Raw genomic sequence first — 26141 nt, 5'->3', positions numbered from 1 at the left:
TGACGTATGCCGTTATTAGATAGCTTTACCGTCGACCATACCCGTATGGAAGCACCTGCAGTACGCGTGGCGAAGACCATGAACACCCCGCACGGCGACACGATCACCGTTTTCGATCTGCGCTTCTGCGTGCCGAACAAAGAAGTGATGCCGGAAAAAGGCATTCACACCCTGGAGCACCTGTTTGCCGGATTCATGCGTGACCACCTGAACGGCAACGGCGTTGAGATCATCGATATCTCCCCGATGGGCTGCCGTACCGGCTTCTACATGAGCCTGATCGGCACGCCTGAAGAGAAACGCGTTGCAGACGCGTGGAAAGCGGCCATGGAAGACGTGCTGAAGGTGAAAGAGCAGAACCAGATCCCAGAGCTGAACGTTTACCAGTGCGGGACTTACCAGATGCACTCTCTGGAAGAAGCGCAGGAGATCGCCCGCCATATCATCGAGCGTGATGTTCGCGTGAACAGCAACGACGAGCTGGCCCTGCCGAAAGAAAAACTGCAGGAACTGCACATCTAGGGCACCTTCTCCCTCTCCCCTGGGAGAGGGTAAGGTAAGGGTTATTTAGCCCATGACCACAACCTCAACCTTTTCCTTTACCCATCGTCCTCTCGTTCCGTTTGCGCATGACTATGCTCATGGTGACAGCGAGCCGTGGCATCAGCATGACTGCGCGCAGCTGCTGCATAGCCTAAGCGGCGTCGTGCGGGTGGATACGGCTTCCGGCTGCTGGGTGGTGCCACCGGGTCGCGGCGTCTGGCTTCCGGCGGGTACGCCGCATTCGCTACGCATTACCGGGCATGTTGCCGCGCGCACGCTGTTTATCGATCCGCTGGCGCGGGCCGATCTGCCTGCAACCTGTCAGATCGTGCAGATCTCGCCGCTGCTGCGTGAACTGATCCTCGCGTCGCTAACGCTTCCTGAATCCTACCTGTCCGGCAGCCGTGATGAGCGGGTCTACGAGCTGATCCTTGATGAAATTCGCACCCTGCCGGCGCTGCCGTTTCACCTGCCGGAGCCGCAAAGCGAACCGCTGCGCGGCCTTTGCGATCGGGTCAGGCAAAACGCGGGCGAAGGCTGGAGCATAGGCCAGGCCGCGAGCGTGCTGGGAATGAGCGAGCGGACCCTAAATCGCCATTTCCAGCACCAGACGGGGCTAAGCTTTCGCGAGTGGGTGAGGAGGGCGCGGCTGCTGGAGGCGCTGGACCGGCTGGCGCAGGGCCAGCCGGTATTGCGCGTGGCGCTGGAGTTGGGATACGGCAGCCACAGCGCCTTTACGGCCATGTTCCGTCGGGTGATGGGCATCTCCCCCAGCGATTACTTTAAGAACGACTGACGGCATTAAAGAGCGCCTGAAGCGACGCGCGCGCCACGTCGCTATCAATGCCCACGCCCCAGCGGCTGCTGCCGTCCTGGAACAGGCAGCGAATGTAGGCCACCGAGCGGCTATCGCTGCGCTCGCCCAGGGTGTGTTCGTGGTAGTCCTTAATCACAAACGGCGTATTAATCCAGCGGCTTAACCCGCTGGCTGCGGCGGATAACAGCCCGTTACCTTCGCCGTCAAGCTGGCGCGTTCCGCCCTGCGTGGCAACGCTTGCCGTCAGCCGGAGCTGCCCGTCCTGCTGGCTGTCGCTGCGGTACGTTTGCAGCGCGAAGCGCGGCGTCGACACCAGGCCGTAGCGGGCGCGGAACAGCTGCCACAGCGCGTTTTGCGTCATCTCTTTTCCATGGCGGTCGGTTTCCTGCTGTACGTGCTGGCTGAAATCCTGCTGCAGGGCGCGGGGCAGTTTTAGCCCATGATTATGCTCAATAAGCCACGCGCTGCCGCTTTTCCCCGACTGGCTGTTCACGCGGATCACCGCTTCATAGGTACAGCCGATATCCTGCGGATCGACGGGCAGATAGGGCATCTCCCAGCGGTCGCCAGGCCGGCGGGAATCAAACCCTTTCTTGATGGCATCCTGATGCGAGCCGGAAAACGCGGTATAGGCCAGCCGTCCCGCCCACGGATGGCGCGGATGGACCGGCAGCTGGTTGCAGGTTTCCACCACTTCCACGACCCGGTTCATATCGCTGAAGTCGAGATTTGGGCTAACGCCCTGGCTGTAGAGATTCATCGCCAGCGTTACCAGGCAGACGTTGCCCGTGCGCTCGCCGTTGCCGAACAGGCACCCCTCCACGTGGTCGGCGCCCGCCATTACGGCAAGCTCGGCGCAGGCGACGCCGGTCCCGCGGTCGTTATGCGGATGCACGCTGATGCAGACGTCGCGGCGGCGGCTGAAGCGGCGACAGAAATACTCGATCTGGTCGGCATAGACGTTCGGCGTGCTGACCTCAACGGTGGCCGGCAAGTTGATTACCATTGGCCGCTCGCCGCACGGCTGCCAGATTTCCGCCACCGCCTCACAAATTTCCAGCGCAAACTCCGGTTCGGTAAAGCAGAAGGTTTCCGGAGAGTATTCGTACTGCCAGCGGGTGTCCGGGTTCTCTTCACACAGCTGACGAATAAGGCGCGTGGAGCGCGTCGCCAGCTCGACGACCTGCGCCTTATCCATGCCAAACACCAGGCGGCGGAACAGCGGGGCGGTGGCGTTATAAAGATGTACCGTGGCCTGCTTCGCGCCGCGCAGGGACTCAAAGGTGCGGACGATCAGATCTTCCCGCGCCTGAGTTAACACCTGAATCGTGACGTCATCCGGAATGCGGTTCTCTTCGATCAGCTGGCGAACGAAGTTGAAGTCGGTCTGCGAGGCCGACGGGAAAGCCACCTCAATTTCCTTAAATCCGCAGCTCAGCAGCAGCGCCCAGAACTGCAGCTTGCGCGCGCCGTCCATCGGCTCGGCCAGCGCCTGGTTGCCGTCGCGCAGGTCGGTTGAAAGCCAGCGTGGGGCATGCGTGATGCGTTGCTCAGGCCAGCGGCGGTCGGGCAGGGAGAGGGGAGGGTAAGGTTGATACTTGTCTGCGGGTGTTTTCAGCATGGTGCGCTCCTGTTGTCTTTTCACTATCGTGAAGGGATTTCAGGCGCGCGGCTTTATCGAAACTGACAATCGCTGTCGCATTTTGGACAAGGAGGCGATCGTTGCCCGATGGCGCTGCGCTTACCAAGCCTACAAATTCAACGTTGGCCCGGTAAGGCGCAGCCGCCACCCGGCATCCTGCGCAGAGGACTAGTGCGCTCCGCCGCCGCCGCTACCGGCACCAAACGGCGGTTTTGCAAACCATACCAGCCCCAGCAGGACGATAAAGATCCCCGCCGATATCCAGAAAATCTCGTTGGCGGAGATAATCAGCCCCTGGTTGGTGATCTGCTGGGCTATCCAGCCGGACGCCTGCTGCTCCGTCATGCCCATCCCCTGAAGCTGGCTGTACATCTGCTGGGAATTAGGGTTAAACGGGTTCACCGCTTCCGTCAGCTGCGCGTGGTGCATCGACTCGCGGTTGGTCCAGAGGGTCGTGGTGATCGACGTCCCGATGGAGCCCGCCAGCGTTCGGGTGAAGTTCGACAGGCTTGATGCCGCCGCCATGCGCTCGGGCGGCAAGCCGGAAAGCGTAATGGTGGTCAGCGGCATAAAGAAGCACGCCACGGCAAAGCCCTGGATGAACTGCGGCCACGCGGATGCGCCAAAGTCCATGCCCGGCTCGAACGTATACGCGCGCCAGTAGAAGCACACGGCGTACATGATGAAGCTGAACGTCACCAGCCTGCGCATGTCGAGCTTGTGGGCGAAGCGGCCGATAATCGGCGACAGCAGGACCGGAATTAACCCCACAGGCGCAGAGGCCAGGCCCGCCCAGGTGGCGGTATAGCCGTAGACCTCCTGCAGCAGCTGCGGCAGCAGGACGATGGCGCCGAAGTAGAGCATGTAGGCCAGGCTGATGCACAGGCAGCCTATGGTGAAGTTTCGCGACTTAAACAGCGACAGATCGACTATCGGGTTATCGTCCGTCAGCTCCCAGACGATCAGGAAGCTCAGCGATATCACCGCGACGACCGTCAGAACGATAATCTCCGTCGAGTTAAACCAGTCCAGCTCTTTGCCCTGGTCGAGCATCACCTGCAGGCTGCCGATCCCAATCACCAGCAGCGCCAGGCCAATGGCGTCAATGCGCCGCTGCTCCGTGCGGGTTTCGCGACCGCGCAGCGTTTGCAGGGTCAGCATCACCACCAACGCCCCAATCGGCACGTTGATAAAGAAGATCCAGCCCCAGTGGTAGTTGTCGCTGATATAGCCGCCGAGGATAGGCCCGCAGATCGGCGCAACGATCACCGTCATCGACCACAGCGCCAGCGCTATAGAGCGCTTGGCGGGCGGATAGTTGTTCAGCAGCAAACTCTGCGACAGCGGAATCAGCGGCCCGGCCACGATCCCCTGAATAACGCGGAAGAAGATCAGCATCGTCAGGCTCGTGGACATGCCGCACGCCCATGAGGCGAGCACAAACAATATCGTTGACCACAGGAACAGCTTCACTTCACCGACGCGCTTCGCCAGCCAGCCGGTAATCGGAATCGAGATGGCGTTCGCCACCCCGAATGAGGTGATAACCCAGGTCCCCTGGCTCAGCGACGAGCCAAGGTTACCGGCGATAGTCGGGATCGCCACGTTTGCGATGGTGGAGTCCAGCACCTGCATGAATGTCGCCAGCGAGAGCGCAATGGTCATAATGACCAGCTGCGCGCCCTCCAGCGGTTTTTGCGGCTTTTGCTGTTGCATAACGCTCACCTTCGGCTTAACCGGCGTTTGCCTTCACGATGTCATCGATCAGCTTATTGACCGGATCGAGGCTAATTTCACGGGCGTTACTTTCATAAGCCGGGCTGGTCCGCACCTGGCTTGCCAGGATCTGGCCGTCGCGGTTGGCGGTATCTACGGTTACCAGCGTTGAAAGGCCAATACGCAGCGGATGATCGGCGAGCTGTTTCGGATCCAGCTCGATACGCACCGGCAGACGCTGAACCACTTTGATCCAGTTACCGGTTGCGTTCTGCGCGGGCAGCAGGGAGAAGGCGCTGCCTGTCCCCATATCCAGACCGACCACTTTACCGGTGTACTTCACGTCATCGCCGTAAATGTCGCTGACGACCGTCGCGGTCTGGCCGATGCGCATGTGCGCAAGCTGCGTCTCTTTGAAGTTCGCATCCACCCACAGGTTGTTCGCCGGTACAACCGCCATCAGCGGCGTGGTGGGGCTAATCTGCGCGCCTGGCTGCACGGAGCGGCGAGAGACGTAGCCGGTCATCGGGCTGACGATCCTGGTACGCTGCAGGGCGAGCCAGGCGTTACGCACCTCGGTCGCGGACTGCTGCACCGCCGGCTGATTTTCAAGGCTTGTCCCCAGCACCATCGCCTGATTCGCGTTGTACTGTTGAATCGCCACATCCAGCTGCGCCTGCGCGCTGGCAACCGCATCGCGGGCGTGCTGCAGCTCTTCACGGCCAATCAGGTTGGCGGTGCCGAGCGGCACGCGGCGGTTCAGGTCGCTCTGCGCCTGCGCGAGCGCGGTTTTCTGCACGTCGATGTTGGCCTGCAGCTGCTTGCTGTTGATCATTAGCTGGCGGGTTTGACGCACGCTGGAGGCCAGCGCGGTCTTGGCTTTTTCAAACGCCTGCTGGGCGTCGGTCGGATCGAGCGTGACCAGCACGTCGCCCTTTTGCACAAAGTCGGTATTGTCAGCCCAGACCTTCGTCACGCTGCCCGACACCTGCGCCATGATTTGTACCTGGTTCCCTGCCACGTATGCATCGTCTGTCTCTTCAGCGTGACGCAATACTAAAAACCAATAGATCCCATATGCCACGGCAATAATAATAAAGAGCAAGGTCAGCAGAAGAAGGGCGCTCTTGCGTTTGCCTTTCTTATTGACCGGTTGCTGCGGGGTAACGTTCTCCGCATTTGCGCTCATTGTAGTTCTCCACGATCTTCTTATTTTCACATCGGCTGTGCCGACCTGCTGTCAGAAAGGCCAGCAGTGTGACGTGCTGGCCTGTCGGTATTCTTATAAATCTGGAATGTTGAGCGTGTCGTCGCGTTAGCGCAGCGCCTCAAGAACGGCGCCATCTTCATCCATCTGGTCCAGACGGGTGAGCAGCTTGCGGGTGATGTGCTCAAGCTGGTCGCGCTCGGCGGTGCTCAGGGCGGACCACAGTTTGTGCAGGCAGTTGTGCTGAGGTGGCAGCACCTCACGCAGGAATTCGTGACCCTTATCGGTCAGCTGCAGATGCAGACAGCGGCGATCGTTATCGCTTTCACGGCGTTCAATCCAGCCGCGCTTTTCCAGCTCATCGGCAATGCGGGTAGCGTTGGTGCGTGATGAACCCAGCGCGCAGCTCAGTTCAGACGGCTGAATGCTATGGTTTTCCTGAGACTCCAGCGTAATCAACGCCATAAATAACGTCTCGTTAATCCCTTGAGCTTTCAGCATCTTATTACGGTTTTCCAGCAGCTTACCCTGCATGTGCATGCACAGGCGGGTCAGCAGGATTTCCTGATACGGGAAGTCCTCGTGACGACTGGCGCGGAATTTAAGCATTTGTTCAATGGGCGTAAACGAACTATCCATTTGGGCATAACCTCATTAATTACAGCCGATATAGTAACGATAGTGACAAATAATGTAAATGAATTATTTGTGCGGTTATATCCGCCAAAGGAATGCCACTATCGGAAAGTGCCGGGTAAATCCGTGACCCGGTGAGCACAGAAAGCGTGGGTGATGAACCCGAAGACGAGAGGATGTGAGGATGGGGGTCTGAACTATTCATGCCGTTAGCTAATATGTCACCCACATTAAAATTTCTGGGATAAATGATTGCGCTCACCTTAACAGATGCAGGCCTCCTTTACACCCCGGGAGGCCTAAAGCATTGTAAAACTTAGTGAGCGGCTTCCTGGCGATGATATCCGCGCCACCAGACCAGCAGGTTGAGCGCCGCCACGATGGCGCCAATCGCGCAGACGCCCGTCCAGCCCGCATGCTGCCACGCCGAGGCTGAAATTAACGACCCCGCCGCGCCGCCGATAAAGTAGCTGGTCATATACCCGGCCGTGAGGCGGTTTCGCGCCTCGGGCTTCACCCGATAGATAACGGTTTGGTTAGTGATATGGACGCCCTGTACGGTGAGGTCGAGCACCAAAATCCCGACGATCAGCGCCAGCACCGAAACGTGCCCGTACCAGATTGCCGCCCATGAGAGCAGCAGCAGAACGAGCCCAGCGGTGGTGGTGAGGTGTGATTTGCCCTTATCGGCGAGCCCGCCAGCGGGACGCGCGCCCAGCGCACCGGCGGCACCGGCAAGGCCGAACAGGCCAATAACCGCTTCGGAATAGTTAAACGGCGGCGCGGCAAGCAAAAACGCCATCGACGTCCAGAGGATGCTGAAGTTCGCGAAGGTTAAACAGCCGAGTAGTGCGCGAGTTCGCAGCAGCTTATCCTGCGTGAAGAGGCTGAAAACGGAGGCGAGAAGCTGCGGGTAGTTCAGGTTGTTTTCCTGCTTCACCTTCGGCAGCCCGCGCCACAGCGCCAGCGCCATGACGGCCATCAGCGCGCTCGCAACCCAGTAGACCGTTCGCCAGCCGCCGAGGCTTGCCAGCAGGCCCGCCACGGTTCGCGCCAGCAGGATCCCCAGCAGCAGGCCGCTCATGATCGTCCCGACGACCTTGCCGCGTTTATCCGGCGAGGCAAGCGTGGCCGCCAGCGGCACCAGGATCTGCGCCACGACGGAGAACAGCCCCGTCAGCGCGGTGCCCACAATCATCATCGTCAGCGACTGGCTGCTGGCGGTGATCAGCATCCCGCCGGCGGCCAGCAGCGTCATGGTGACAATCAGCATCCGGCGCTCAAACATATCGCCCAGCGGGACGAGGAACAGCAGCCCGGCGGCATAGCCGAGCTGGGCGGCGGTAACAATAAAGCCTGCGGAACTGGCGGAAAGATCAAACGCGCGGGCGATGGTATCCAGCAGAGGCTGGGCGTAATAATTGCTGGCGACGGCCAGACCCGTTGCCACGGACATCAAAATAATGAGAGCCGGGCTAAGCCCGTGAGGTGTTTTCGTCATTAGGTTCAGGAATCGTGAGTTAAGTGATTAATTTTCCGGAAACCATAATAGCGAATGATTGTGAATGTTGGGGGATTGTTACGTGCTGGATTGTGCGGTTTAGGTTGGGTGCTGTGTGATCCCCTCACCCCGGCCCTCTCCCCAAAGGGGAGAGGGTGGTCAACGTCCCCTCTCCCCTTTGGGGAGAGGGTTAGGGTGAGGGGCAGTATTTTACTTCTGGGCGTCAAGCGCCTCTTTCACCCAGCCGTCGAACTGCTGCTGGTGGGCCTTGATCCAGCCGTCAACGTGGCCTTTCACGTCCGCCTCGGAGGATTTGCCCGCGTGCATCATCGCGTTCTGGGCGTTGATGTCCGCCAGCGGCAGCTTCATCACCGAGAACAGCTTCGCGGCCGCCGGGTTTTTCTCTGCCCAGGCCTTGTTGGCCACAATGTGCATGGTATTCACCGGGAAGCCGTAGTTCATGCCGTTCGGCAGCTTGGTGTCGATGTCTTTCTGCTCGCCCGGCAGGGAGGAGAACGGCACCTGCAGCCATACCACGTCTTTGCCAGGCTTCAGCACGTCGCTCACCCAGTACGGCGTCCAGGTGTAGTAGATAACCGGCTTGCCTTCCTTAAAGCGGGCGATGGTGTCGGCCATCATCGCCGAGTAGTTGCCGTGGCTCACGTCGACGGTCTTCGCCAGATCGAACGCTTTGTTCTGGTGGTTAATCACCGCCTCGCAGCCCCAGCCCGGCGAGCAGCCCATCATGTCGGCCTTGCCGTCGCCGTTGGTGTCGAACAGCTTCGCAATCTTCGGATCTTTCAGCTGTTCAATATTGGTGATGTGATACTTGTCGGCGGTTTTCTTGTCGATCAGGTATCCCTGCGCCGCGCCGGTCACGAAGGTCCCTTCGCGGTAGAACTTCTTGTCGCCGCCCGCGGCGGCATACATATCGTCGTGCAGCGGCTGCCAGTTAACGGCGGTAAAGGTAGCATCGCCGGAGGCAATCGAGGTGTAGCCCACGTTGTAATCCACTTCGCTGGCGGTGTTGACCGTATAGCCCAGCTTTTCCAGCGCGCGGCTCACGATCTGGGTCTGGAAGGACTCTTCCGAAATGGTGCTCTGCACCGGCTGCACGGTAATGCCTTTGCCCGGCAGGTCGGCCGCAAACGCGCTGGAAGAGACAAGGGTGGCAAACGCTGTGGCAAAAAGTACGCTATGTCGCATCGTTGTTCCTTATTTTGATTTCGTGAAAGGGCGGGTGAGTAACCCGACGGGGCCGGTGGTATACCAGCGACGGTTGCCGCGACTGCGTGAATCACGACCGACGGCCTGCGTGAGGCGGTCAAGAATAATGGCGAGGATCACGATGCCGACGCCGCCGACGGTTGCCAGCCCCATATCGAGGCGGCCAATGCCGCGCAGCACCATCTGGCCCAGGCCGCCCACGGCGATCATAGAGGCGATAACCACCATCGACAGCGCCAGCATCAGCGTCTGGTTAACGCCCGCCATAATGGTTGGCATGGCCAGCGGGAGCTGAACCTTAAACAGCATCTGGCGCGGGCTGGCGCCGAACGAGCGTGACGCCTCAATGAGATCGGCTGGCACCTGATTAATGCCCAGAATGGTCAGGCGAATAATCGGCGGCAGGGCGAAGATAATGGTCACTACCACGCCCGGCACGTTGCCGATCCCGAACAGCATGACGATCGGCACCAGATACACGAACGCCGGGGTGGTCTGCATCGCATCCATCAGCGGTCGAATGATCTTCGCCGCCCGCGGGCTGCGGGCCAGCCAGATCCCCATCGGCAGGCCGATAACGATACAGAAGAGCAGGGCGGTCAGCACCAGCGCCAGGGTGATCATCGCCTGCGACCACGCGCCGATCGCGCCGATGGCAATCAGCGAGACCAGCGTGGCAACGCCCATTCCGGCGCTGCCGAACTGCCAGGCGATCAGGGAGAACAGGATAATCGCCACCGGCGCGGGCATGCCCAGCAACATCTGCTGGAAGCCGTTCAGGATGTAATCCACCGGCACGCGGATCCCCTGGAACACCGGGCGGAAGTGCGTCACCACCCAGTCGATCCCTTCGGTGACCCAGCGGTCGAGCGGGATCAGCGTTTTGTGGAATGGATCCATAATATTGAAGTGTTCAGGCGCCGGTGCAGGCGCGCTGTTGAGCCAGTCCGCCGTGCCGCCGTCGGCTGGCGCAGGCGTGGATGAGCCCCACGCGTCGGCGGATTGTGCCGCGCTGTCCGCAGCGTCAGCAGTGCCCCACGGGTTAGTTTGATCGGTCATTGTTTGCCCCCTCGCGATCTAAAGCCTGCAGCAGCATCCGTTTTGAGATGATGCCGACGTACTGTTGTTCTTCACCCACCACCGGCACGGCGCACGGCGCCTGGCCGACGTGTGAGAGCAGTTCGCTGAGCGGCGTTTCGGCGTCCACGGCAAGCGGGGCGTCGATAACCGCCGCATCAATACCCTGATTTTCGCCAAGCGCGGTTTTCAGAGAATCGATGGAGACAATGCCAACAAATTTATTACCGCGTTCGATCAGATAACCGTATTCACGGTCCTCATCCTGCAGCAGCTTGAGCGCAGAGCGCGGGCCAAATCCCGGCGTTTTACGAATAAGACCGTTTGGTGAACGACGGGCGATATCTTTGGCGCTAAACACCTGGCTAATATCCACGCCGCGGAAGAAGGTGCGGACATAATCATTGGCCGGATTATTGAGAATTTCATCCGGCGTGCCGACCTGCACCACTTCGCCGTTTTGCATAATGGCAATACGATCGCCAATACGCATCGCTTCGTCCAGATCGTGGGAAATAAAGACAATGGTGCGCTGATGTTTCGCCTGTAATTTTACCAGCTCATCCTGCATCTCGGTGCGAATTAACGGATCGAGCGCCGAGAAGGCTTCATCCATTAATAAAATATCGGGATTAATGGCGAGGGCGCGGGCTAATCCCACGCGCTGACGCATGCCGCCAGAAAGTTCATCCGGATAGCCGTGAGCATAATTCTCCAGCCCAACCTGACGCAGCGCGTCCAGCGCTTTTTCCTGACGCTCAGCGGCGGAAACGCCCGCTAATTCCATTCCAAATGCGGTATTATCTAATACCGTCATGTGCGGCATTAACGCGAATGACTGGAACACCATCGCAATCTTTTTTCTGCGCACCTCGCGAAGCTCGGCGTCAGATATTTTGGCAATATCCACGCCGTCAATCAGCACCTGTCCGCGGGTGGGTTCAATCAGGCGATTGAGAAGGCGAACCATAGTGGATTTACCCGAGCCGGATAACCCCATGATGACAAAAATCTCGCCTTCTTCAATGGCCAGACTGGCGTCTTTAACGCCAAGCGATAGCCCGGTTTTTTCCAGAATTTGCTCTTTCGAAAGTCCTTTTTCGATGTATTTGAATGCGCGCTGCGGGTGCTCGCCAAATACCTTATAAAGATTCTTCACTTCTAATTTAATTGCCATGCAATAGAGAGTGTCCTGTTATTTGATTATGTCGATATGATTACCATGGTAAATAGTTAACTGGCATAACCCTAACATACTGAGAATCTGAGACAACCCTACGTGTGCTGGTGGCATGAATTTTGCCGCAAGCGAAACGGCTGAATTTCCCATGAGTAAAGGGCTGAGCGCGGTTTGAATTTTTCTGAATTTTTTGCTGCTGCATCGGGAGATTTCGCCTGAATCGGTATGAATCAGGCGAATATGACGCGGAAATTACAGTGTAGTTGTATTGTAAATATTAAGTGGGAAATAATGAGATTTATATTTAATTAATGAACGTTAATCGGTTCATTAAAAATCCCAATCTTCATCTTCCGTCTCTACCGCTTTGCCCATCACGTACGACGAACCCGACCCGGAGAAGAAATCGTGGTTTTCGTCGGCATTAGGCGAAAGCGCCGCCAGAATGGCCGGGTTCACCTCCGCCATTTCCGGCGGGAACAGCGCCTCGTAGCCGAGGTTCATCAGCGCCTTGTTGGCGTTGTAGCAAAGGAACGCCTTAACGTCTTCCGCCCAGCCCGTTCCGGCATAGAGCTCGTCGGTATAGCTCAGCTCGTTATCGTACAAGTCCATCAGCAAATCGAGCGCGAAGCCTTTCAGCTCCTCGCGCTTCTCAGCGCTCACTTTCTCCAGCCCTTTCTGATACTTATAGCCAATGTAATAGCCGTGAACCGCTTCATCACGAATAATCAGGCGAATCAAATCCGCGGTGTTGGTGAGCTTGCCGCGGCTCGACCAGTACATCGGCAGCCAGAAGCCGGAATAGAAGAGGAAGGATTCCAGAAACACGCTGGCAATTTTCTTTTTCAACGGCTCGTCGGCGCGATAGTACGCCAGCACCAGCTCTGCCTTTCGCTGCAGCGACGCGCTCTCTTCGCTCCACGCGTAGGCCGCGTCCACGTCTTTGGTCTGGCACAGCGTCGAGAAAATCGAGCTGTAGGATCGGGCGTGCACCGCTTCCATAAAGCTGATGTTCGACATCACCGCCTCTTCGTGCGGCGTCAGCGCGTCGCACATCAGCGCGGGCGCGCCGACGGTATTCTGAATGGTGTCCAGCAGCGTCAGGCCGGTAAACACGCGGATCGTCAGCTGCTGTTCGGCGTGGCTCAGCGTTTGCCAGGCCGGAATATCGTTAGAGAGCGGCACCTTTTCCGGCAGCCAGAAGTTGCTGGTGAGGCGGTTCCACACTTCCAGGTCTTTATCATCCTGGATCTTGTTCCAGTTAACGGCGCTCACGCGTGACAGTTTCATCCCTTCTCCTTACAGCGCGCAGGACACGCAGCCTTCAATTTCGGTGCCTTCCAGCGCAAGCTGGCGCAGGCGAATGTAGTACAGCGTCTTGATGCCTTTCTTCCAGGCGTAGATCTGCGCCCTGTTGATATCGCGCGTGGTGGCGGTATCCGGGAAGAAGAGCGTTAAGGACAGCCCCTGATCCACGTGCTTCGTCGCCTCGGCGTAGGTATCGATGATCTTCTCCGGGCCGATCTCGTACGCGTCCTGGTACAGCGCCAGGTTTTCGTTGGTCATAAACGGGGCGGGATAGTAAACGCGCCCGGTTTTGCCTTCCTTACGGATCTCGATTTTCGACACGATCGGGTGAATGCTCGACGTGGCGTGGTTGATGTAGGAAATCGATCCGGTTGGCGGCACCGCCTGCAGGTTCTGGTTATAGATGCCGTATTGCATGACGTCGGCGCGAAGCTGCTGCCACATCGCGCGCGTCGGCAAAACGATCCCGGCGCGGGCAAACAGCGCCCGCACCTTCGCGGTTTTCGGCTGCCAGTCGCCTTCAAGATACTGGCTGAAATATTCGCCGCTGGCGTAGCGCGACTGCTCAAACCCCGCAAAACGCTGGCCGCGCTCGCGGGCCAGCATCATCGAGGCGTGCAGCGCGTGCCAGGTGACGGTGTAGAAATAGAGGTTGGTGAAATCCAGCCCTTCCGGGCTGCCGTAGGCGATGCCTTCCCGTGCCAGATAGCCGTGCAGGTTCATCTGCCCCAGCCCAATGGCGTGCGACGCGGCGTTGCCCGCCGCGATGGACGGCACGCTGCGGATGTGGCTCATGTCCGACACCGCCGTCAGCCCGCGGATCGCCGTCTCGACCGTGCGGCCAAAGTCGGGGGAATCCATGGTGTGGGCGATATTCAGCGACCCGAGGTTGCAGGAGATATCTTTCCCCACGTCCGCGTAGTCCAGGTTCTCGTCATAGGTGGAGGCGCTGTTGACCTGCAGGATCTCCGAGCACAGGTTGCTCATGTTGATGCGCCCGGCAATCGGATTGGCGCGGTTCACCGTGTCCTCATACATGATGTACGGATAGCCGGACTCAAACTGAATTTCGGCCAGCGTCTGGAAGAAGTCGCGGGCGTTGATGTACGTCTTGCGGATGCGGTCGTCGGCAACCAGCTCGTCGTACAGCTCGCTGATGGCCACGTCGCCGAACGCTTTACCGTAGATGCGCTCGATATCGTAGGGCGAGAACAGCGCCATGTCGGCATTTTCTTTGGCGAGCGCAAAGGTGATGTCCGGGATGACGACGCCGAGCGACAGGGTCTTAATGCGGATTTTTTCGTCGGCGTTTTCGCGCTTGGTATCGAGAAAGCGCAGGATGTCCGGGTGGTGCGCGTGCAGATACACCGCGCCCGCGCCCTGGCGCGCGCCGAGCTGGTTGGCGTACGAGAACGCATCTTCCAGCATTTTCATCACCGGGATCACCCCGGAGGACTGGTTTTCTATGCGCTTGATTGGCGCACCCGCTTCGCGCAGGTTGGAGAGCAGAAACGCCACGCCGCCGCCGCGTTTCGAAAGCTGTAGCGCCGAATTTACCGCGCGGCCAATCGACTCCATGTTGTCTTCGATGCGCAGCAGGAAGCAGGAGACCAGCTCGCCGCGCTGGGCCTTGCCGCAGTTGAGGAAGGTGGGCGTGGCGGGCTGGAAGCGGCCGGAGAGGATCTCGTCGGTCAGCCGCCCGGCCAGCGCTTCATCACCCTGGGCGAGCGTCAGCGCCACCATCACGGTGCGATCCTCAAAGCTTTCAAGATAGCGTTTGCCGTCGAAGGTCTTCAGGGTATAGCTGGTGTAATACTTCCACGCGCCGAGAAACGTCTGGAAGCGAAAGCCGCTGGCGTGGGCGCGCTCGAACAGCTTCACCACGAAGGCGCGGTCATAGCGGGCCAGCGCGCGCTCTTCGTAATAGCCTTCTTTGACCAGATAGTCGAGACGCTCCTGCTGGCTGCCAAACGTCACGCTGTTCGGACGGACGTGGGCGGCAAAAAAGGCGTCCACCGCCTCGTGATCTTTGCCGAACTGGATGCGCCCCTCGCGATCGTACAGGTTAAGCATCGCGTTCAGCGCGTGGTAATCCGGCGTCCCCTGGATTACGCGTTCTGCGGTTGTCGTTGCCAAAATTCGTTCACTCCTTTACGCACGTTTTCAACGTCCTGCGGTGTCCCCATCAGTTCGAAACGATAGAGATACGGCACGCCGCATTTTTGAGAGATGAGATCGCCGGCGCGGCAAAACGCGTCGCCGAAGTTGCGATTGCCCGCCGCGATCACGCCGCGAATGCGCTGCCGGTTGTGCGGATCGTTCAGAAAGCGGATCACCTGGCGGGGCACCGCGCCGGCCGTGCCGCCGCCACCGTAGCTGGGCACCACCAGGATGTAAGGTTCATCCACCTGAATACGCTCCCGCTCGTTGAGCGGAATGCGGATCGCGGGCAGCCCGACGCGCTCAATAAAGCGAAGCGTGTTTTCCGAACTGCTGGAGAAGTAGACCAGCGTGCTCATGCACGGGCGGCCTGAGCGCTAAGGCGGTTGATCATATCCGGGCGAAAGCCGGACCAGCTGGTTTCACCGGCAACAACCACCGGAAGCTGGCGGAAGCCCTGCGCGCGCAGCGCGTCGGCGGCGTCCGGGACCAGGTCGATATTCACCATCTCAAAGGCAACGCCGCGGCTTTCCATGGCGCGCTTGGTAGCGTGGCACTGAACACAATCGTTACGAGTGTAAATAATAATGCTCATGATTCGTATTTCCATTTAGAATGAGAAAGCGGCGCGAAGCTTCGCGTCGGGTTGTGTATCTCTTGCTAAGAAGGATACTAGATGTAGTTGTGATAAGTTTCAACCATACAAGATATGGGAAATTTCGATTGATGTGTTCCAGATGATGAGCAGGGCGGGACAGGGGTTGCCGTACGCGATTTTAGCTATTGGACAAAGAAAAGCCCCGTAACCGAAGGCTAACGGGGCCGATATGAAGCCACTAACTTATTTTCGCAGGCTGAGCAGGGCACCCACGAAGATCCCTACCGCGGCAACGGTGCCCAGCGCGTACATCGGTTTTTCACGCACGAAGGTATTTGCGCAGCTGATGGCATCGCAGGCGGCCTGAGAGGCGCGCGAACGGCCGTTCATTCTGGCGCGCGTTTCGCGCAGCAAAGACTGAGCCTTACGTTTCGCGGCATCCGCTTCGTCCTTGGCGTCACTTCCCCAGGATTTCAACACCTCTTCCAGCGTGTCGGCTAATTGGCTGACATCATTACGAATATCCTGAGCGTCGTCGTTAATATCGTTTCGGTTCGGTCTGTTAAACATACGATCCTCCTTAATTTGGCGTTCCCATTAAGTCTAGCTCACGAATCAAATGTCTGAAGCGAGTCACGACGTAAAAGACAGTTTATGGAATATTCTGAAAGCACTGCTAATGCTGATTACTGTAAGGTTGCCGGGCAGGAAAAGATAACGAGGAATATATATGTATTTACGACCGGATGAGGTGGCACGCGTTCTTGAAAAAGCGGGATTCACCATGGACGAAGTGACATCAAAAGCCTATGGATATCGCCGCGGCGAGAATTATGTTTACGTCAATCGTGAAGCGAGAATGGGGCGCACGGCTCTCATTATTCACCCGACGCTGAAAGACAGAAGTTTGTCATTTGCTGAGCCTGCCTCGGAAATTAAAACCTGCGATCATTACCAGCAATTTCCGCTCTATTTAGGCGGTGAAACGCATGAGCATTATGGTATTCCGCACGGTTTTAGCTCCCGAATGGCGCTGGAGCGCTTCCTGACAGGGGTGTTCGGCGAAGTGCAGTAAGTTTTCGACTGGCCTAAGCCAGTCGTCTTCCTTCACGCTTTAGCCTGGCCATAGTGGCTGACTTTAAACAGGCGACGGCAGTAGTCCAGGAAATAGCCATATACCGCGCCCATCAGCATCGACACCACGATATTTGAGCTTACGGCTGCGGCAATCTGGTGCCAGTCTGCGCCCACTACCAGCAGAATCGCAACGTATAACGGTGACTGGAACGTCACGTAGGCCAGCACGTCTGCCAGGTTTTTCACCCAGCCCGTTGGGCTTACGCGGCGCGCGCAGCGCATGATCGCATCGCGGTACATACCGTATGGCCATGCAATAAGAATGTTAACCGGGATCGCGACAAGACGAGAAGAAAGCGACTGCTCAAAGGTCATTCCTGAGAGGAAAATTTCGATCATCATGTTGACGACGGAACAATAGACAACCATCGCGAACGTATCCGCTACCGCATGGCGCAGGCGAGACTGCGGTGAAAACATGTCTGAACTCCTTGAGCGCACTATAAAAGACGTTCCTACCCGCAGCGAGTAGTGCTTTAGGTTGGCTAATTTGATGCGCATAGAGTATATCTCTGCCTGTAAACTAACAATTAGTGATAAATTTTTATTTAATGGCGTTTTGTCAACAAAATTCTCTAAAGTTGCCTGTTTCTCGCTCGCTTCGTTATTTTCTCTCTCTCTTCGATTTTTTGCATTTGAAATCATGTGGTTAGTGTTTTGTGTGTGTAAGTATCTGCGCTACGCGCCGCCAGAGAGGTAAGCGGAGGGCTGTATGGCAGATTAGCGTAATATTTATCCATTTGTCCGTGCTTTCGTAGCGTAAAATTCTGCCTGTAACGTCATTTAATCATCCATTAAAAATGAATTTTTATGCAAAATATGGCTGCACTGGAGAATGTCCATGCGTAGCCGCCGTTGATCCTGGATATTATCGTGGTGATTAATTTGCAAAAGAGTTATTAAGTAATATAGATAATTAGTTTAAGATAAATATCTACAATAATAACGAAAGGCGATCGCGGGTGGATATTGCGAACGAAATGAATTATTCTATTAACTGATTTTCGGCTTACATACAACGAAAAGGTTTTCAATTAATATGTCTTTGACGTTACAGAATCTTAATAATATCCGCACACTTCGTGCGCTGGCCCGTGAATTATCCCTGGACGTTCTCGAGGACGTGCTGGAGAAATTCAACACCGTTGTTGAAGAAAAACGTAACGAGCAGTCAGAGCTTGAAAAGCAGCGTGCCGAGCAGCAGGAAAAAATTAATGCTCTGCTGGAGCTGATGAAAGCCGACGGTATTTCCCCGTCTGATTTGCTGGGTTCTGAACTGGTAAGCGGGGGTAATCAGGCGAAAAAACGTAAAACCCGTGAAGCGAAATATCGCTTTACTGACGCAAACGGTGAAGAGAAAACGTGGACAGGCCAGGGCCGCACGCCGAAGCCAATTGCGATTGCGCTGGAAAACGGTAAGTCGCTGGATGATTTCCTGATTTAACGACATTGCCGGGCGGAACGCGCCGCCCGGCTAGTTATCTCAGCAAACGCCAAAATCACCAGCTTCGGTGTAGGGTGTCACCTCCGCCGCGTTGAGCGTGAACTTTTCGCCCTGCTCATTGCTCGCCTGTACCACCACGATCTCTTCACCGTTCACTTCAAGAACCTTCAGTTTTGGACCGCCCTGGCGCGGTTGCACATAATCGCCGACAGAAAACATAGTACCTCCTCTTCATTGGTGTGTTTTCACCTTAGCCCACGCGCGCTGGGGCGTACAATCTATTTCAGCGATTACGCCTTACGAGGGGCGTCGGTTCCACGGCATCACCTTCAGCAGCCGCGCCATGCCGCAAAAGCCGGTCACCCCGGCAAACAGCAGGCCCGCGCCGACAAACCCGCTGAGCAGGAAAAAGCCCGATGACACGCTGTAGCCCAGCGCTACGCCACACAGGATCAGCGCGCCTGCGGCAATTTGCACCTGGCGCATCAGCGGAAGCGGCTGGGATTTATCTTCAACGGTCGGCAGCCCGGCCTGCTTCCAGCCCTGAATGCCGCCCTCAAGAAGCCAGCCGTGTGCCAGGGGAGCAGCCTGCGCGAGCCGCCCGGCGTTGTTCGACGTGCGCATGCCGGACTGGCAGTGAAAAATCACCGTATCGCCGGGCTTAACGTGCAGCCCGGCGGGCAGGGCGTCGAGCGGAACAGAGCGCGCCCCGGCGATGCGCTCGCGGGCGTGCTCGTCCGGATCGCGGATATCGATTAGCGTCGCGCCTTCAGCGAGCAGCGCGCTGGCCTGCTGGGGCGAAAGTAGAGGTAAAGACATAGCGGCTCCTTACGGGCAGTAAAGGGTTTTCAGGGTGCTAATGAGCTGGTTGACGGCATCATTTTTGATGGCATAGAGGATGCGCTGGGCGTCTCGCGTGCTGTCGATCAGGCCCTCGTCGCGCATACGCGCCAGATGCTGCGAGGTGGCGGATGCGCTAAGGCCCGTGGCGCGCGCCAGTTCGCCCGCGCTGGTGCCCGGCGCGCCGCAGAGCATGCAGAGGATCAGCAGCCGGTTTGGGTTGCTCATCGCCTTAAGTAACGCGGCGGCCTGCGCGGCGCTGGCCTGGAGCTGTTCGAGTTCGTTCATGTTAATTTAGCCTTTGCTTAATTAAGATAATGCTAAACTAAAGGCGGGCGTTCTGCCAGCCCGTTAAACGTAAAAGAGGGTAAAAAGCGCGTTTAGCCGTGGCGCTTGCCGCTAATCTGGCTACGCTTAAAGAGCAATACTTTTCATGACTTTCAACTGGTTAGCTTGTAGGGAGACATCATGGGTTTTTGGCGTATCGTCTTTACCATTATTTTGCCGCCGCTGGGCGTGCTGCTTGGCAAAGGCTTCGGCTGGGCGTTTATTCTGAACATTCTTTTGACGCTGCTGGGCTATATTCCCGGCCTCATCCACGCCTTCTGGGTACAAACCAAAAGCTAGGCGCGCCAGAGCAAGTCGCTGTAAATTCCGGTTAACACGCCCTGCGGAGCAAACTGCTGTTTGATCCAGCGCGTGACCTGGCCGGTAGCCGCATGCTGCGTAGCGAGCAGCATGCGGGAATCCTGGCGCGGGTTATTAATCCGCCGCGCGATCAGCAGGCCGTCTTCCACCGCGTCCCTCACCATGTATTCCGGTAGAAACCCAATCCCGTCGCCCAGAATCTGACACTGGCACTTGGTGTTAAAGTCCGGCACCAGGATCGCCTCCTGGCCGTGCAGCAGCCAGCCGACCTTCTTGTTGATGGTGTGCGCGGTATCTTCGACCATGATGTTCGGATACAGGCGCAGCTGGCTTTCGGCAATCGGCTCCGGCACAAACGCCAGCGGATGCGTCGGCGCGATGGCAAATACCCAGCGGATCGCGCCGATTTCGGTGTAATCAATCCCGCCGCCGTCCAGCAGCGTATCCGGCGCGCCGATCGCGATATTGGCCTGGTTGTTGATGATCGAATCCCAGACGCCGTTATACACCTCGGTCGTGACGGTAATCTGGCAGGTGGGAAACTGCTTTTTCAGCACCTGCAGCAGCCTGGCGGTGTGGCGCGGCGTGTACAGCAGCTGATTAATGCAGATGCGCACCCGCGTCTCAATTCCCTGAGAGATGGTATCGATCCCGCGCTTGATGGCGTGAAAGTCGTTCAGCAGGTCGGTGGCCTTGCGGTAAAAGTAAAACCCGGACTCGGTCAGCTCGATGCTGCGGGTATTACGCACGAACAGCACCACGTCCAGCCCGGTCTCCATGCGCTTGATGGTGTAGCTAATCGCGGATGTGGTCACGCCAAGCTCCGCCGCCGCTTTGCTGAAGCTGCCAAACCGCGCCGCGGTGGTGAAGGCCAGCAGGTTCTCTTCGGTAAAGATGGAATTCATATCACGGCTCCCTGCAACCATCAGTTTTGAACATATTTTAACAGCACAGCAACACTGCATTTGATGCCGATCACAGTTCTGCCAATTTCTCGCGAGCCGCGTGCGGCAAGGCCTCATGAGCCATAAGCATAATGCAGATTTGCGCGGCTAAAAAGCGGTGTGTCATAAGAAAAAGGTTGCACGGCCGCACGTTTTCGCCAGATTGTTAAATCTAACTCAACAATGAAATGGCTGTCGATGAATGCTTTTTAAGCGGATTCTTTTCTGCCGGGGCTGTTGCTATTCTCGGCTCATCAGAAATGAATACATCGGGAGTCTGAATATGTCTGCAACTGAACTCGTTACTGAATTTCTGCTGGCGGCAGAGCAGGGAAATATCGACGCGCTCAATGCCTGCATCGAGAAGGGCGTGGATATTAACGCCACCAATCGCCAGAAGCGCACCGCCATTATTATTGCCAGCCTGAACAAGCACTACGCCTGCGTTGAGCGGTTAATTTCCGCCGGGGCGGATATCGATATGCAGGATCAGACCTGCTTTAACCCCTTCCTGATTAGCTGCCTGACGAACGACGTAACCCTGCTGCGCATCGTACTACCGGCGAATCCCGATCTCGATCGCCTGACGCGCTTCGGCGGCGTGGGTATTACCCCCGCCAGCGAAAAAGGCCACGTTGAGGTCGTGCGCGAGCTGCTGGAAAAAACCGACATTAACGTCAACCACACCAACTTCGTCGGCTGGACGCCGCTGCTGGAGGCCATCGTGCTAAACGACGGCGGCGCCAAACAGCAGGAAATTGTGAAGCTGTTGCTGGATCACGGCGCGAATCCGCACATGACCGATAAATACGGCAAAACCCCGCTCGAGCTGGCGCGGGAAAAAGGCTTCACGGCGATCGCCGAGCTGCTGCTGGCGGCAGGCGCATAATCTTTTCGGCCAGCGATAGCCGGCTGGCCGCTTTTCACTACACGCATTTTACCAACGTGCATTCTGCGCGCTGGCGGCCCCCTTTTATCCGCAATCAGGAGAAAATAATGCCAACCAAAATTGTCATCAAAAAGAATACCTATTTTGATTCGGTCTCCTTAATGTCGGTCTCCACCAAAGCCAATAAATTGCCGGGCGTTGAGCAGGCGTTTGTGGCGATGGCGACCGAAATGAACAAGGGCGTATTAAAAAACCTCGGGCTGCTGACGCCGGAATTAAATGAGGCCAAAAACGGCGACCTGATGATCGTCATTAAAGGCGAGGCGGCGAATGATGAAACCCTGGCCGCCATTGAAGCGCTGTTCACGCGTAAGGAGAGCGCGGGCTCCCACGAGGCGCGCTACGCGACGATTGCCAGCGCCAAAACCCATCGCCCCGACGCTAACCTGGCGGTCATCTCCGTCAACGGCACCTTTGCCGCCCGCGAGGCGCGCCAGGCGCTGGAAAACGATCTCAACGTGATGCTGTTTTCCGACAACGTGTCGCTCGACGACGAGCTGGCGCTGAAGCAGCTGGCGCACCAGAAAGGGCTGCTGATGATGGGGCCGGACTGCGGCACCGCCATCATCAACGGCGCGGGTCTTTGCTTTGCCAACGCGGTGCGCCGCGGGCCGATCGGCATCGTCGGCGCCTCCGGCACCGGCAGCCAGGAGCTGAGCGTGCGCATTCACGAGTTTGGCGGCGGCATATCGCAGCTGATCGGCACCGGCGGGCGCGATCTTAGCGAAAAGATCGGCGGCCTGATGATGCTCGACGCCATCGCCATGCTCGAAGCCGATGATGCCACCGAGGTGATTGCGCTGATCTCTAAGCCGCCTGCGCCCGCCGTAGCCGAAAAGGTGCTGGCCCGCGCCCGCGCCTGCCGTAAGCCGGTGGTCGTTTGCTTCCTTGGCCGCAGCGAACCGCCCGCCGATGAGGACGGCCTTCAGTTTGCCCGCGGCACCAAAGAGGCGGCGCTGAAGGCGGTGCTGCTGACCGGCATTAAAAAAGAGTCTCTCGATCTGCACCCGCTCAACTGGCCGCTGATTGAAGAGGTGCGCGCCCGCCTGACTCCGCAGCAGAAGTACATTCGCGGCCTGTTCTGCGGCGGCACCCTGTGCGACGAGGCGATGTTCGCCGCGCTGGAGAAGTTCGACGACGTCTACAGCAACATCCAGCCGGATCCGGCTAAACGCCTGCAAGACATCAACGTCAGCCAGGCCCATACCTTCCTCGACTTCGGCGACGACGATTTCACCCACGGCAGGCCGCACCCGATGATCGACCCGACCAACCGCATCAGCCGCCTGCTGCAGGAGGCGCGCGATCCCGAAGTGGGAGTGATCGTGATGGACTTCGTGCTGGGCTTCGGCGCGCACGAGGATCCGGTGGGGGTCATGCTTGAGGCGATCGAAGAGGCGCAGGCGATCGCGAAGACCGACGGCCGCCCGCTGGCGATCCTCGGCTACGTGCTCGGCACCGACCAGGATCCGCAGACGCTGGCGCAGCAGTGCCAGCTGCTGACCGACGCGGGCGTCATCTGGGCCAGCAGCAGCACCAATACCGGACTGCTGGCGCGCGAATTTGTCTGCAAAGGGGAGAAAGCATAATGACGACCTTATTCAACCAGCCGCTGAACGTCATTAACGTCGGCATTGCGATGTTCAGTGACGATCTCAAAAAGCAGCACGTTCCCGTCACCCGGCTCGACTGGACGCCGCCGGGGCAGGGCAATATGCAGGTGGTGGACGCACTCGACCAGCTTGCGGAAAAGCCGCTGGCGGAAAAAATCGCCGCCGCTAACGCCATTGCGCTGGAGCGCATTATTCAGTCTCATCCGGTGCTGGTGGGCTATGACCAGGCGATTAACGTCGTGCCGGGAATGACCCGCACCACCATTCTTCACGCCGGTCCGCCCGTCTCGTGGGAAAACATGTGCGGCGCGATGAAGGGCGCGGTGACCGGGGCGCTGGTGTTTGAAGGGCTGGCGAAAGATATCGAAGACGCGGAGCGCGTCGCGGCGTCGGGCGACATCACCTTCTCGCCGTGTCACGAGCACGACTGCGTGGGATCGATGGCGGGCGTCACCTCCGCGTCGATGTTTATGCACATCGTCGAGAACAAAACCTACGGCAACCGCGCGTTTACCAACCTCAGCGAGCAGATGGCGAAGATCCTGCGCATGGGCGCTAACGACCAGAGCGTGATCGACCGCCTGAACTGGATGCGCGACGTGCTCGGCCCGATGCTGCGCGACGCGATGAAGATTATCGGCGAAATCGATCTGCGCCTGATGCTGGCCCAGGCCCTGCACATGGGCGACGAGTGCCACAACCGCAACAACGCGGGCACCACGCTGCTGATCCAGGCGCTGACGCCGGGTCTGATTCAGGCCGGTTATCCGGTGGAGCAGCAGCGCGAGGTGTTCGAGTTCGTCGCCAGCAGCGACTACTTCTCCGGCCCGACGTGGATGGCGATGTGCAAAGCCGCGCTGGACGCCGCGCACGGCATCGAGTACAGCACCGTGGTCACCACCATGGCGCGCAACGGCTACGAGTTTGGCCTGCGCGTGTCCGGCCTGCCGGGGCAGTGGTTTACCGGCCCGGCGCAGCAGGTGATTGGCCCGATGTTCGCGGGCTATAAGCCGGAAGACTCCGGGCTGGACATCGGCGACAGCGCGATTACCGAAACCTACGGCATCGGCGGCTTTGCGATGGCGACGGCCCCGGCGATTGTGGCGCTGGTGGGCGGCACGGTGGACGAAGCCATCGACTTCTCGCGCCAGATGCGCGAAATCACCCTCGGTGAAAATCCGAACGTCACCATTCCGCTGCTCTCCTTTATGGGCATACCGAGCGCCATCGACATCACCAAAGTGGCCGGCAGCGGCATTCTGCCGGTGATCAACACCGCCATTGCCCATAAAGACGCGGGCATTGGCATGATCGGGGCGGGCATCGTTCACCCGCCGTTTAGCTGTTTTGAAAAGGCGCTGTTGACCTTCCGCGAACGCTACTTTTTATAAGGCAAGCATCCATGAAAAACATCAAGCTGGAGTGGAAAAGAGGTGACTGGGCGGCGTATTTCGGGTTGATGACCAACAACCTGACCAATCTGCTGACCATGATGGGGCTGCTCATTTTTGTCGTCGGCATCCCGAAGGAAATTGTTTATGGACGCATCGCGCCGGCCTTCGGGCTGGCGGTGCTGGTGGCCAGCGTTTGCTATACGTGGTTTGGTCTGCAGATGGCCCGTGCCACCGGGCGAACGGACGTCACCGCACTGCCGTCGGGCCCGAGCGCCCCGTCGATTTTTACCGTCACCTTTCTGGTGCTGATGCCGGTTTATCAGCAGACGGGCGACGCGGATTTCGCCATCCAGATTGGCCTGGTGTGGTGCTTCGTGGAGGCGCTGATTCTGGCGGGCGGTTCGTTCTTAGGCGAAACCATCCGCAGGATGATCCCGCGCACCGTGCTGCTGTCGTGCCTCTCCGGCTTAGGCCTGCTGCTGCTGGCGATGAACCCGATGCTGCAGGCGTTCGAAGCGCCGACCGTCTCCTTCATCGTGCTGCTGCTGATATTCATTAACTGGTTTGGCAAAAAGCCGATCTTCGCCCGCATCCCGACCGGCCTGCTGCTGCTGGTTGCCGGCACTCTGCTTGCGTGGATCTCCGGCCTGCAAAGCCCGGAGGCGATAAAAGCGTCGATGTCCTCGTTCGGCTTTAACCCGCCGTCGGTGCATATCGAAGGCTTTATGCAGGGGCTGCCGCACGCGCTGCCGTACCTGGCCTCGGCGGTTCCTCTGGGGCTGGCGAACTACATCTTCGACCTCGAAAATATCGAGAGCGCCCACGCGGCGGGGGATGAATACCCGACCCGCAAGGTGATGCTGGCGAACGGCCTGGCGTCGATGCTCGGCTGCCTGATGGGCAACCCGTTCCCGGTGACGGTCTACGTCGGCCACGCGGGCTGGAAAGCGATGGGGGCGAGCATCGGTTATACGCTGGCCTCCGGCGTCACCATGTTCATCGTGCCGCTGTTCGGGCTGGGGGCCTTTATGCTCGCCATCATCCCGATGACCGCCATCGTGCCGATTCTGGTCTTTATCGGGGTGGTCACCGCCAACCAGGTGGTGCGCGAAACGCCGAAGGTGGAGGTGCCCGTGATCTTCATCTGCCTGTTCCCGTGGATCGCCAACTGGGCGCTGACCATGATGAACAGCGTGATGGGGGCGGCGGGCACCAGCGCGGCAACAATCGGCACCGACGTGCTGCACAGCAAGGGCATTTACTACGAAGGCCTGGTGCATCTGGGCAGCGGCGCGCCGCTTGCCAGCATGCTCTGGGGCTGCATTGCCATCTTCGCCATCATCAACAAGCCGCTGCGCGGAGCCGTCGCCGCCGCGGGCGGGGCGCTGCTGGCGCTGTTTGGCGTGATCCACGCGCCGGCGGTCGGCTTCGCCGAGGGCAGCTCGCTGATGTTCGTCACGGCCTACCTGATGATGGGCGGCATGTTCGTGGTGAAGCATTTCCTTGATAGTCGCGAGACGGCGAGCGCAAGCGCGACGGTTTCTGAGTCCTGATATTGCC

At 58.4% G+C, this 26141-nt stretch carries 27 protein-coding genes; 9 read left to right on the top strand and 18 right to left on the bottom strand.

From position 1 onward, the window contains the following. Nucleotides 1–6 precede the first annotated feature (6 nt). Both luxS and DBY73_RS02535 read left to right on the top strand, forming a co-directional pair. Complete coding sequence (gene luxS, locus DBY73_RS02540) at nt 7–522, top strand: S-ribosylhomocysteine lyase (protein ID WP_112009658.1); 516 nt, start codon at nt 7–9, stop codon at nt 520–522. A 52-nt stretch (nt 523–574) separates the two neighbouring features. Then, the gene (locus DBY73_RS02535; RefSeq protein WP_112009657.1) at nt 575–1339 is read left to right on the top strand and encodes a helix-turn-helix transcriptional regulator; all 765 of its coding nucleotides are present in this window, start codon (nt 575–577) and stop codon (nt 1337–1339) included. On the opposite strand, the gene leuA is transcribed toward DBY73_RS02535, so the two are convergent. The 13 genes from leuA to DBY73_RS02470 form a co-directional block, all read right to left on the bottom strand. Then, nucleotides 1326–2981, bottom strand: a complete 1656-nt coding sequence (gene leuA / locus DBY73_RS02530) for a 2-isopropylmalate synthase (RefSeq protein WP_112009656.1) — start codon at nt 2979–2981, stop codon at nt 1326–1328. The genes DBY73_RS02535 and leuA overlap by 14 nt on opposite strands. A gap of 189 nt (nt 2982–3170) precedes the next feature. Further along, complete coding sequence (gene emrB, locus DBY73_RS02525) at nt 3171–4718, bottom strand: multidrug efflux MFS transporter permease subunit EmrB (protein ID WP_112009655.1); 1548 nt, start codon at nt 4716–4718, stop codon at nt 3171–3173. A 16-nt stretch (nt 4719–4734) separates the two neighbouring features. Beyond that, complete coding sequence (gene emrA / locus DBY73_RS02520; RefSeq protein ID WP_112009654.1) at nt 4735–5907, bottom strand: multidrug efflux MFS transporter periplasmic adaptor subunit EmrA; 1173 nt, start codon at nt 5905–5907, stop codon at nt 4735–4737. A gap of 126 nt (nt 5908–6033) precedes the next feature. Continuing rightward, the gene (mprA, locus tag DBY73_RS02515) at nt 6034–6564 is read right to left on the bottom strand and encodes a transcriptional repressor MprA (RefSeq protein ID WP_112009653.1); all 531 of its coding nucleotides are present in this window, start codon (nt 6562–6564) and stop codon (nt 6034–6036) included. 313 nt (nt 6565–6877) lie between these two features. Further along, nucleotides 6878–8062 carry an MFS transporter gene (locus DBY73_RS02510; RefSeq protein ID WP_112009652.1) on the bottom strand — a complete coding sequence of 395 codons (1185 nt, stop codon included), beginning with the start codon at nt 8060–8062 and terminating at the stop codon, nt 6878–6880. 210 nt (nt 8063–8272) lie between these two features. After that, on the bottom strand, nt 8273–9268 hold the full coding sequence (gene proX / locus DBY73_RS02505; protein WP_112009651.1) for a glycine betaine/L-proline ABC transporter substrate-binding protein ProX: 996 nt from the start codon (nt 9266–9268) through the stop codon (nt 8273–8275). Between the two features lie 9 nt (nt 9269–9277). Then, complete coding sequence (gene proW / locus DBY73_RS02500; RefSeq protein WP_112009650.1) at nt 9278–10348, bottom strand: glycine betaine/L-proline ABC transporter permease ProW; 1071 nt, start codon at nt 10346–10348, stop codon at nt 9278–9280. Continuing rightward, entirely contained in the window at nt 10332–11543 is a 1212-nt protein-coding gene (proV, locus tag DBY73_RS02495) for a glycine betaine/L-proline ABC transporter ATP-binding protein ProV (protein WP_112009649.1), read from the bottom strand. The genes proW and proV overlap by 17 nt, the downstream gene beginning before the upstream one ends. Nucleotides 11544–11876: 333 nt before the next feature. Next, nucleotides 11877–12836, bottom strand: coding sequence for a class 1b ribonucleoside-diphosphate reductase subunit beta (gene nrdF, locus DBY73_RS02490; protein WP_112009648.1), 960 nt, complete (start codon nt 12834–12836; stop codon nt 11877–11879). Nucleotides 12837–12845: 9 nt separating this feature from the next. After that, a complete protein-coding gene (gene nrdE / locus DBY73_RS02485; RefSeq protein ID WP_112009647.1) occupies nt 12846–14990 on the bottom strand; it encodes a class 1b ribonucleoside-diphosphate reductase subunit alpha in 2145 nt (714 codons plus the stop codon). Continuing rightward, nucleotides 14963–15373 (bottom strand): class Ib ribonucleoside-diphosphate reductase assembly flavoprotein NrdI, encoded by a 411-nt coding sequence (gene nrdI, locus DBY73_RS02480; protein ID WP_112009646.1) that lies wholly within the window; start codon nt 15371–15373, stop codon nt 14963–14965. The genes nrdE and nrdI overlap by 28 nt, the downstream gene beginning before the upstream one ends. Continuing rightward, the gene (gene nrdH / locus DBY73_RS02475) at nt 15370–15609 is read right to left on the bottom strand and encodes a glutaredoxin-like protein NrdH (protein ID WP_112009645.1); all 240 of its coding nucleotides are present in this window, start codon (nt 15607–15609) and stop codon (nt 15370–15372) included. The genes nrdI and nrdH overlap by 4 nt, the downstream gene beginning before the upstream one ends. A gap of 246 nt (nt 15610–15855) precedes the next feature. Continuing rightward, entirely contained in the window at nt 15856–16182 is a 327-nt protein-coding gene (locus DBY73_RS02470; protein WP_112009644.1) for a DUF883 domain-containing protein, read from the bottom strand. Nucleotides 16183–16342: 160 nt separating this feature from the next. On the opposite strand from DBY73_RS02470, the gene DBY73_RS02465 reads away from it, so the two are divergent. Next, complete coding sequence (locus tag DBY73_RS02465) at nt 16343–16687, top strand: DUF2002 family protein (protein ID WP_112009643.1); 345 nt, start codon at nt 16343–16345, stop codon at nt 16685–16687. Between the two features lie 32 nt (nt 16688–16719). Here DBY73_RS02465 and alaE read toward each other — a convergent pair whose 3' ends face one another. Continuing rightward, nucleotides 16720–17169, bottom strand: a complete 450-nt coding sequence (gene alaE, locus DBY73_RS02460) for an L-alanine exporter AlaE (RefSeq protein ID WP_112009642.1) — start codon at nt 17167–17169, stop codon at nt 16720–16722. Between the two features lie 619 nt (nt 17170–17788). On the opposite strand from alaE, the gene stpA reads away from it, so the two are divergent. Continuing rightward, the gene (stpA, locus tag DBY73_RS02455) at nt 17789–18193 is read left to right on the top strand and encodes a DNA-binding protein StpA (protein WP_112009641.1); all 405 of its coding nucleotides are present in this window, start codon (nt 17789–17791) and stop codon (nt 18191–18193) included. A 39-nt stretch (nt 18194–18232) separates the two neighbouring features. On the opposite strand, the gene DBY73_RS02450 is transcribed toward stpA, so the two are convergent. From DBY73_RS02450 to DBY73_RS02440, 3 genes are all read right to left on the bottom strand, one after another. Beyond that, nucleotides 18233–18412, bottom strand: coding sequence for a hypothetical protein (locus DBY73_RS02450; RefSeq protein WP_112009640.1), 180 nt, complete (start codon nt 18410–18412; stop codon nt 18233–18235). A 78-nt stretch (nt 18413–18490) separates the two neighbouring features. Then, nucleotides 18491–19012 carry a rhodanese family protein gene (locus DBY73_RS02445; protein WP_112009639.1) on the bottom strand — a complete coding sequence of 174 codons (522 nt, stop codon included), beginning with the start codon at nt 19010–19012 and terminating at the stop codon, nt 18491–18493. A gap of 9 nt (nt 19013–19021) precedes the next feature. Continuing rightward, nucleotides 19022–19321, bottom strand: a complete 300-nt coding sequence (locus DBY73_RS02440) for a metalloregulator ArsR/SmtB family transcription factor (RefSeq protein ID WP_112009638.1) — start codon at nt 19319–19321, stop codon at nt 19022–19024. Between the two features lie 180 nt (nt 19322–19501). Between DBY73_RS02440 and DBY73_RS02435 the strand changes: the two genes are divergently transcribed. Next, entirely contained in the window at nt 19502–19660 is a 159-nt protein-coding gene (locus DBY73_RS02435; RefSeq protein ID WP_014884952.1) for a YqaE/Pmp3 family membrane protein, read from the top strand. Here the strand turns inward: DBY73_RS02435 and DBY73_RS02430 are convergent. Next, complete coding sequence (locus DBY73_RS02430) at nt 19657–20586, bottom strand: LysR substrate-binding domain-containing protein (protein WP_112009637.1); 930 nt, start codon at nt 20584–20586, stop codon at nt 19657–19659. The two genes, DBY73_RS02435 and DBY73_RS02430, sit on opposite strands and share 4 nt — an antisense overlap. A 322-nt stretch (nt 20587–20908) precedes the next feature. On the opposite strand from DBY73_RS02430, the gene DBY73_RS02425 reads away from it, so the two are divergent. From DBY73_RS02425 to DBY73_RS02410, 4 genes are all read left to right on the top strand, one after another. Next, complete coding sequence (locus tag DBY73_RS02425; RefSeq protein ID WP_112009636.1) at nt 20909–21514, top strand: ankyrin repeat domain-containing protein; 606 nt, start codon at nt 20909–20911, stop codon at nt 21512–21514. A gap of 107 nt (nt 21515–21621) precedes the next feature. Next, a complete protein-coding gene (gene fdrA / locus DBY73_RS02420; protein WP_112009635.1) occupies nt 21622–23163 on the top strand; it encodes an acyl-CoA synthetase FdrA in 1542 nt (513 codons plus the stop codon). Further along, entirely contained in the window at nt 23163–24578 is a 1416-nt protein-coding gene (locus DBY73_RS02415) for a DUF1116 domain-containing protein (RefSeq protein WP_181573195.1), read from the top strand. The genes fdrA and DBY73_RS02415 overlap by 1 nt, the downstream gene beginning before the upstream one ends. 11 nt (nt 24579–24589) lie before the next feature. After that, nucleotides 24590–26134 (top strand): xanthine permease, encoded by a 1545-nt coding sequence (locus DBY73_RS02410; protein ID WP_112009634.1) that lies wholly within the window; start codon nt 24590–24592, stop codon nt 26132–26134. Nucleotides 26135–26141 lie beyond the last annotated feature (7 nt).

This window comes from Enterobacter sp. RIT418 (genome assembly GCF_003057745.1).
Lineage (GTDB): Bacteria > Pseudomonadota > Gammaproteobacteria > Enterobacterales > Enterobacteriaceae > Enterobacter.
Note: the sequence above shows the minus strand (reverse complement) of the source record. Positions and strands in the feature narration are given on the sequence as shown.

What these genes read in the sequence shown, in the direction of transcription:
- luxS (WP_112009658.1), top strand. Translation starts at nt 7, where the DNA reads ATGCCGTTATTAGATAGCTTTACCGTCGACCATACCCGTATGGAAGCA.
- DBY73_RS02535 (WP_112009657.1), top strand. Translation starts at nt 575, where the DNA reads ATGACCACAACCTCAACCTTTTCCTTTACCCATCGTCCTCTCGTTCCG.
- leuA (WP_112009656.1), bottom strand. Translation starts at nt 2,981, where the DNA reads ATGCTGAAAACACCCGCAGACAAGTATCAACCTTACCCTCCCCTCTCC.
- emrB (WP_112009655.1), bottom strand. Translation starts at nt 4,718, where the DNA reads ATGCAACAGCAAAAGCCGCAAAAACCGCTGGAGGGCGCGCAGCTGGTC.
- emrA (WP_112009654.1), bottom strand. Translation starts at nt 5,907, where the DNA reads ATGAGCGCAAATGCGGAGAACGTTACCCCGCAGCAACCGGTCAATAAG.
- mprA (WP_112009653.1), bottom strand. Translation starts at nt 6,564, where the DNA reads ATGGATAGTTCGTTTACGCCCATTGAACAAATGCTTAAATTCCGCGCC.
- DBY73_RS02510 (WP_112009652.1), bottom strand. Translation starts at nt 8,062, where the DNA reads ATGACGAAAACACCTCACGGGCTTAGCCCGGCTCTCATTATTTTGATG.
- proX (WP_112009651.1), bottom strand. Translation starts at nt 9,268, where the DNA reads ATGCGACATAGCGTACTTTTTGCCACAGCGTTTGCCACCCTTGTCTCT.
- proW (WP_112009650.1), bottom strand. Translation starts at nt 10,348, where the DNA reads ATGACCGATCAAACTAACCCGTGGGGCACTGCTGACGCTGCGGACAGC.
- proV (WP_112009649.1), bottom strand. Translation starts at nt 11,543, where the DNA reads ATGGCAATTAAATTAGAAGTGAAGAATCTTTATAAGGTATTTGGCGAG.
- nrdF (WP_112009648.1), bottom strand. Translation starts at nt 12,836, where the DNA reads ATGAAACTGTCACGCGTGAGCGCCGTTAACTGGAACAAGATCCAGGAT.
- nrdI (WP_112009646.1), bottom strand. Translation starts at nt 15,373, where the DNA reads ATGAGCACGCTGGTCTACTTCTCCAGCAGTTCGGAAAACACGCTTCGC.
- nrdH (WP_112009645.1), bottom strand. Translation starts at nt 15,609, where the DNA reads ATGAGCATTATTATTTACACTCGTAACGATTGTGTTCAGTGCCACGCT.
- DBY73_RS02470 (WP_112009644.1), bottom strand. Translation starts at nt 16,182, where the DNA reads ATGTTTAACAGACCGAACCGAAACGATATTAACGACGACGCTCAGGAT.
- DBY73_RS02465 (WP_112009643.1), top strand. Translation starts at nt 16,343, where the DNA reads ATGTATTTACGACCGGATGAGGTGGCACGCGTTCTTGAAAAAGCGGGA.
- alaE (WP_112009642.1), bottom strand. Translation starts at nt 17,169, where the DNA reads ATGTTTTCACCGCAGTCTCGCCTGCGCCATGCGGTAGCGGATACGTTC.
- stpA (WP_112009641.1), top strand. Translation starts at nt 17,789, where the DNA reads ATGTCTTTGACGTTACAGAATCTTAATAATATCCGCACACTTCGTGCG.
- DBY73_RS02450 (WP_112009640.1), bottom strand. Translation starts at nt 18,412, where the DNA reads ATGTTTTCTGTCGGCGATTATGTGCAACCGCGCCAGGGCGGTCCAAAA.
- DBY73_RS02445 (WP_112009639.1), bottom strand. Translation starts at nt 19,012, where the DNA reads ATGTCTTTACCTCTACTTTCGCCCCAGCAGGCCAGCGCGCTGCTCGCT.
- DBY73_RS02440 (WP_112009638.1), bottom strand. Translation starts at nt 19,321, where the DNA reads ATGAACGAACTCGAACAGCTCCAGGCCAGCGCCGCGCAGGCCGCCGCG.
- DBY73_RS02435 (WP_014884952.1), top strand. Translation starts at nt 19,502, where the DNA reads ATGGGTTTTTGGCGTATCGTCTTTACCATTATTTTGCCGCCGCTGGGC.
- DBY73_RS02430 (WP_112009637.1), bottom strand. Translation starts at nt 20,586, where the DNA reads ATGAATTCCATCTTTACCGAAGAGAACCTGCTGGCCTTCACCACCGCG.
- DBY73_RS02425 (WP_112009636.1), top strand. Translation starts at nt 20,909, where the DNA reads ATGTCTGCAACTGAACTCGTTACTGAATTTCTGCTGGCGGCAGAGCAG.
- fdrA (WP_112009635.1), top strand. Translation starts at nt 21,622, where the DNA reads ATGCCAACCAAAATTGTCATCAAAAAGAATACCTATTTTGATTCGGTC.
- DBY73_RS02415 (WP_181573195.1), top strand. Translation starts at nt 23,163, where the DNA reads ATGACGACCTTATTCAACCAGCCGCTGAACGTCATTAACGTCGGCATT.
- DBY73_RS02410 (WP_112009634.1), top strand. Translation starts at nt 24,590, where the DNA reads ATGAAAAACATCAAGCTGGAGTGGAAAAGAGGTGACTGGGCGGCGTAT.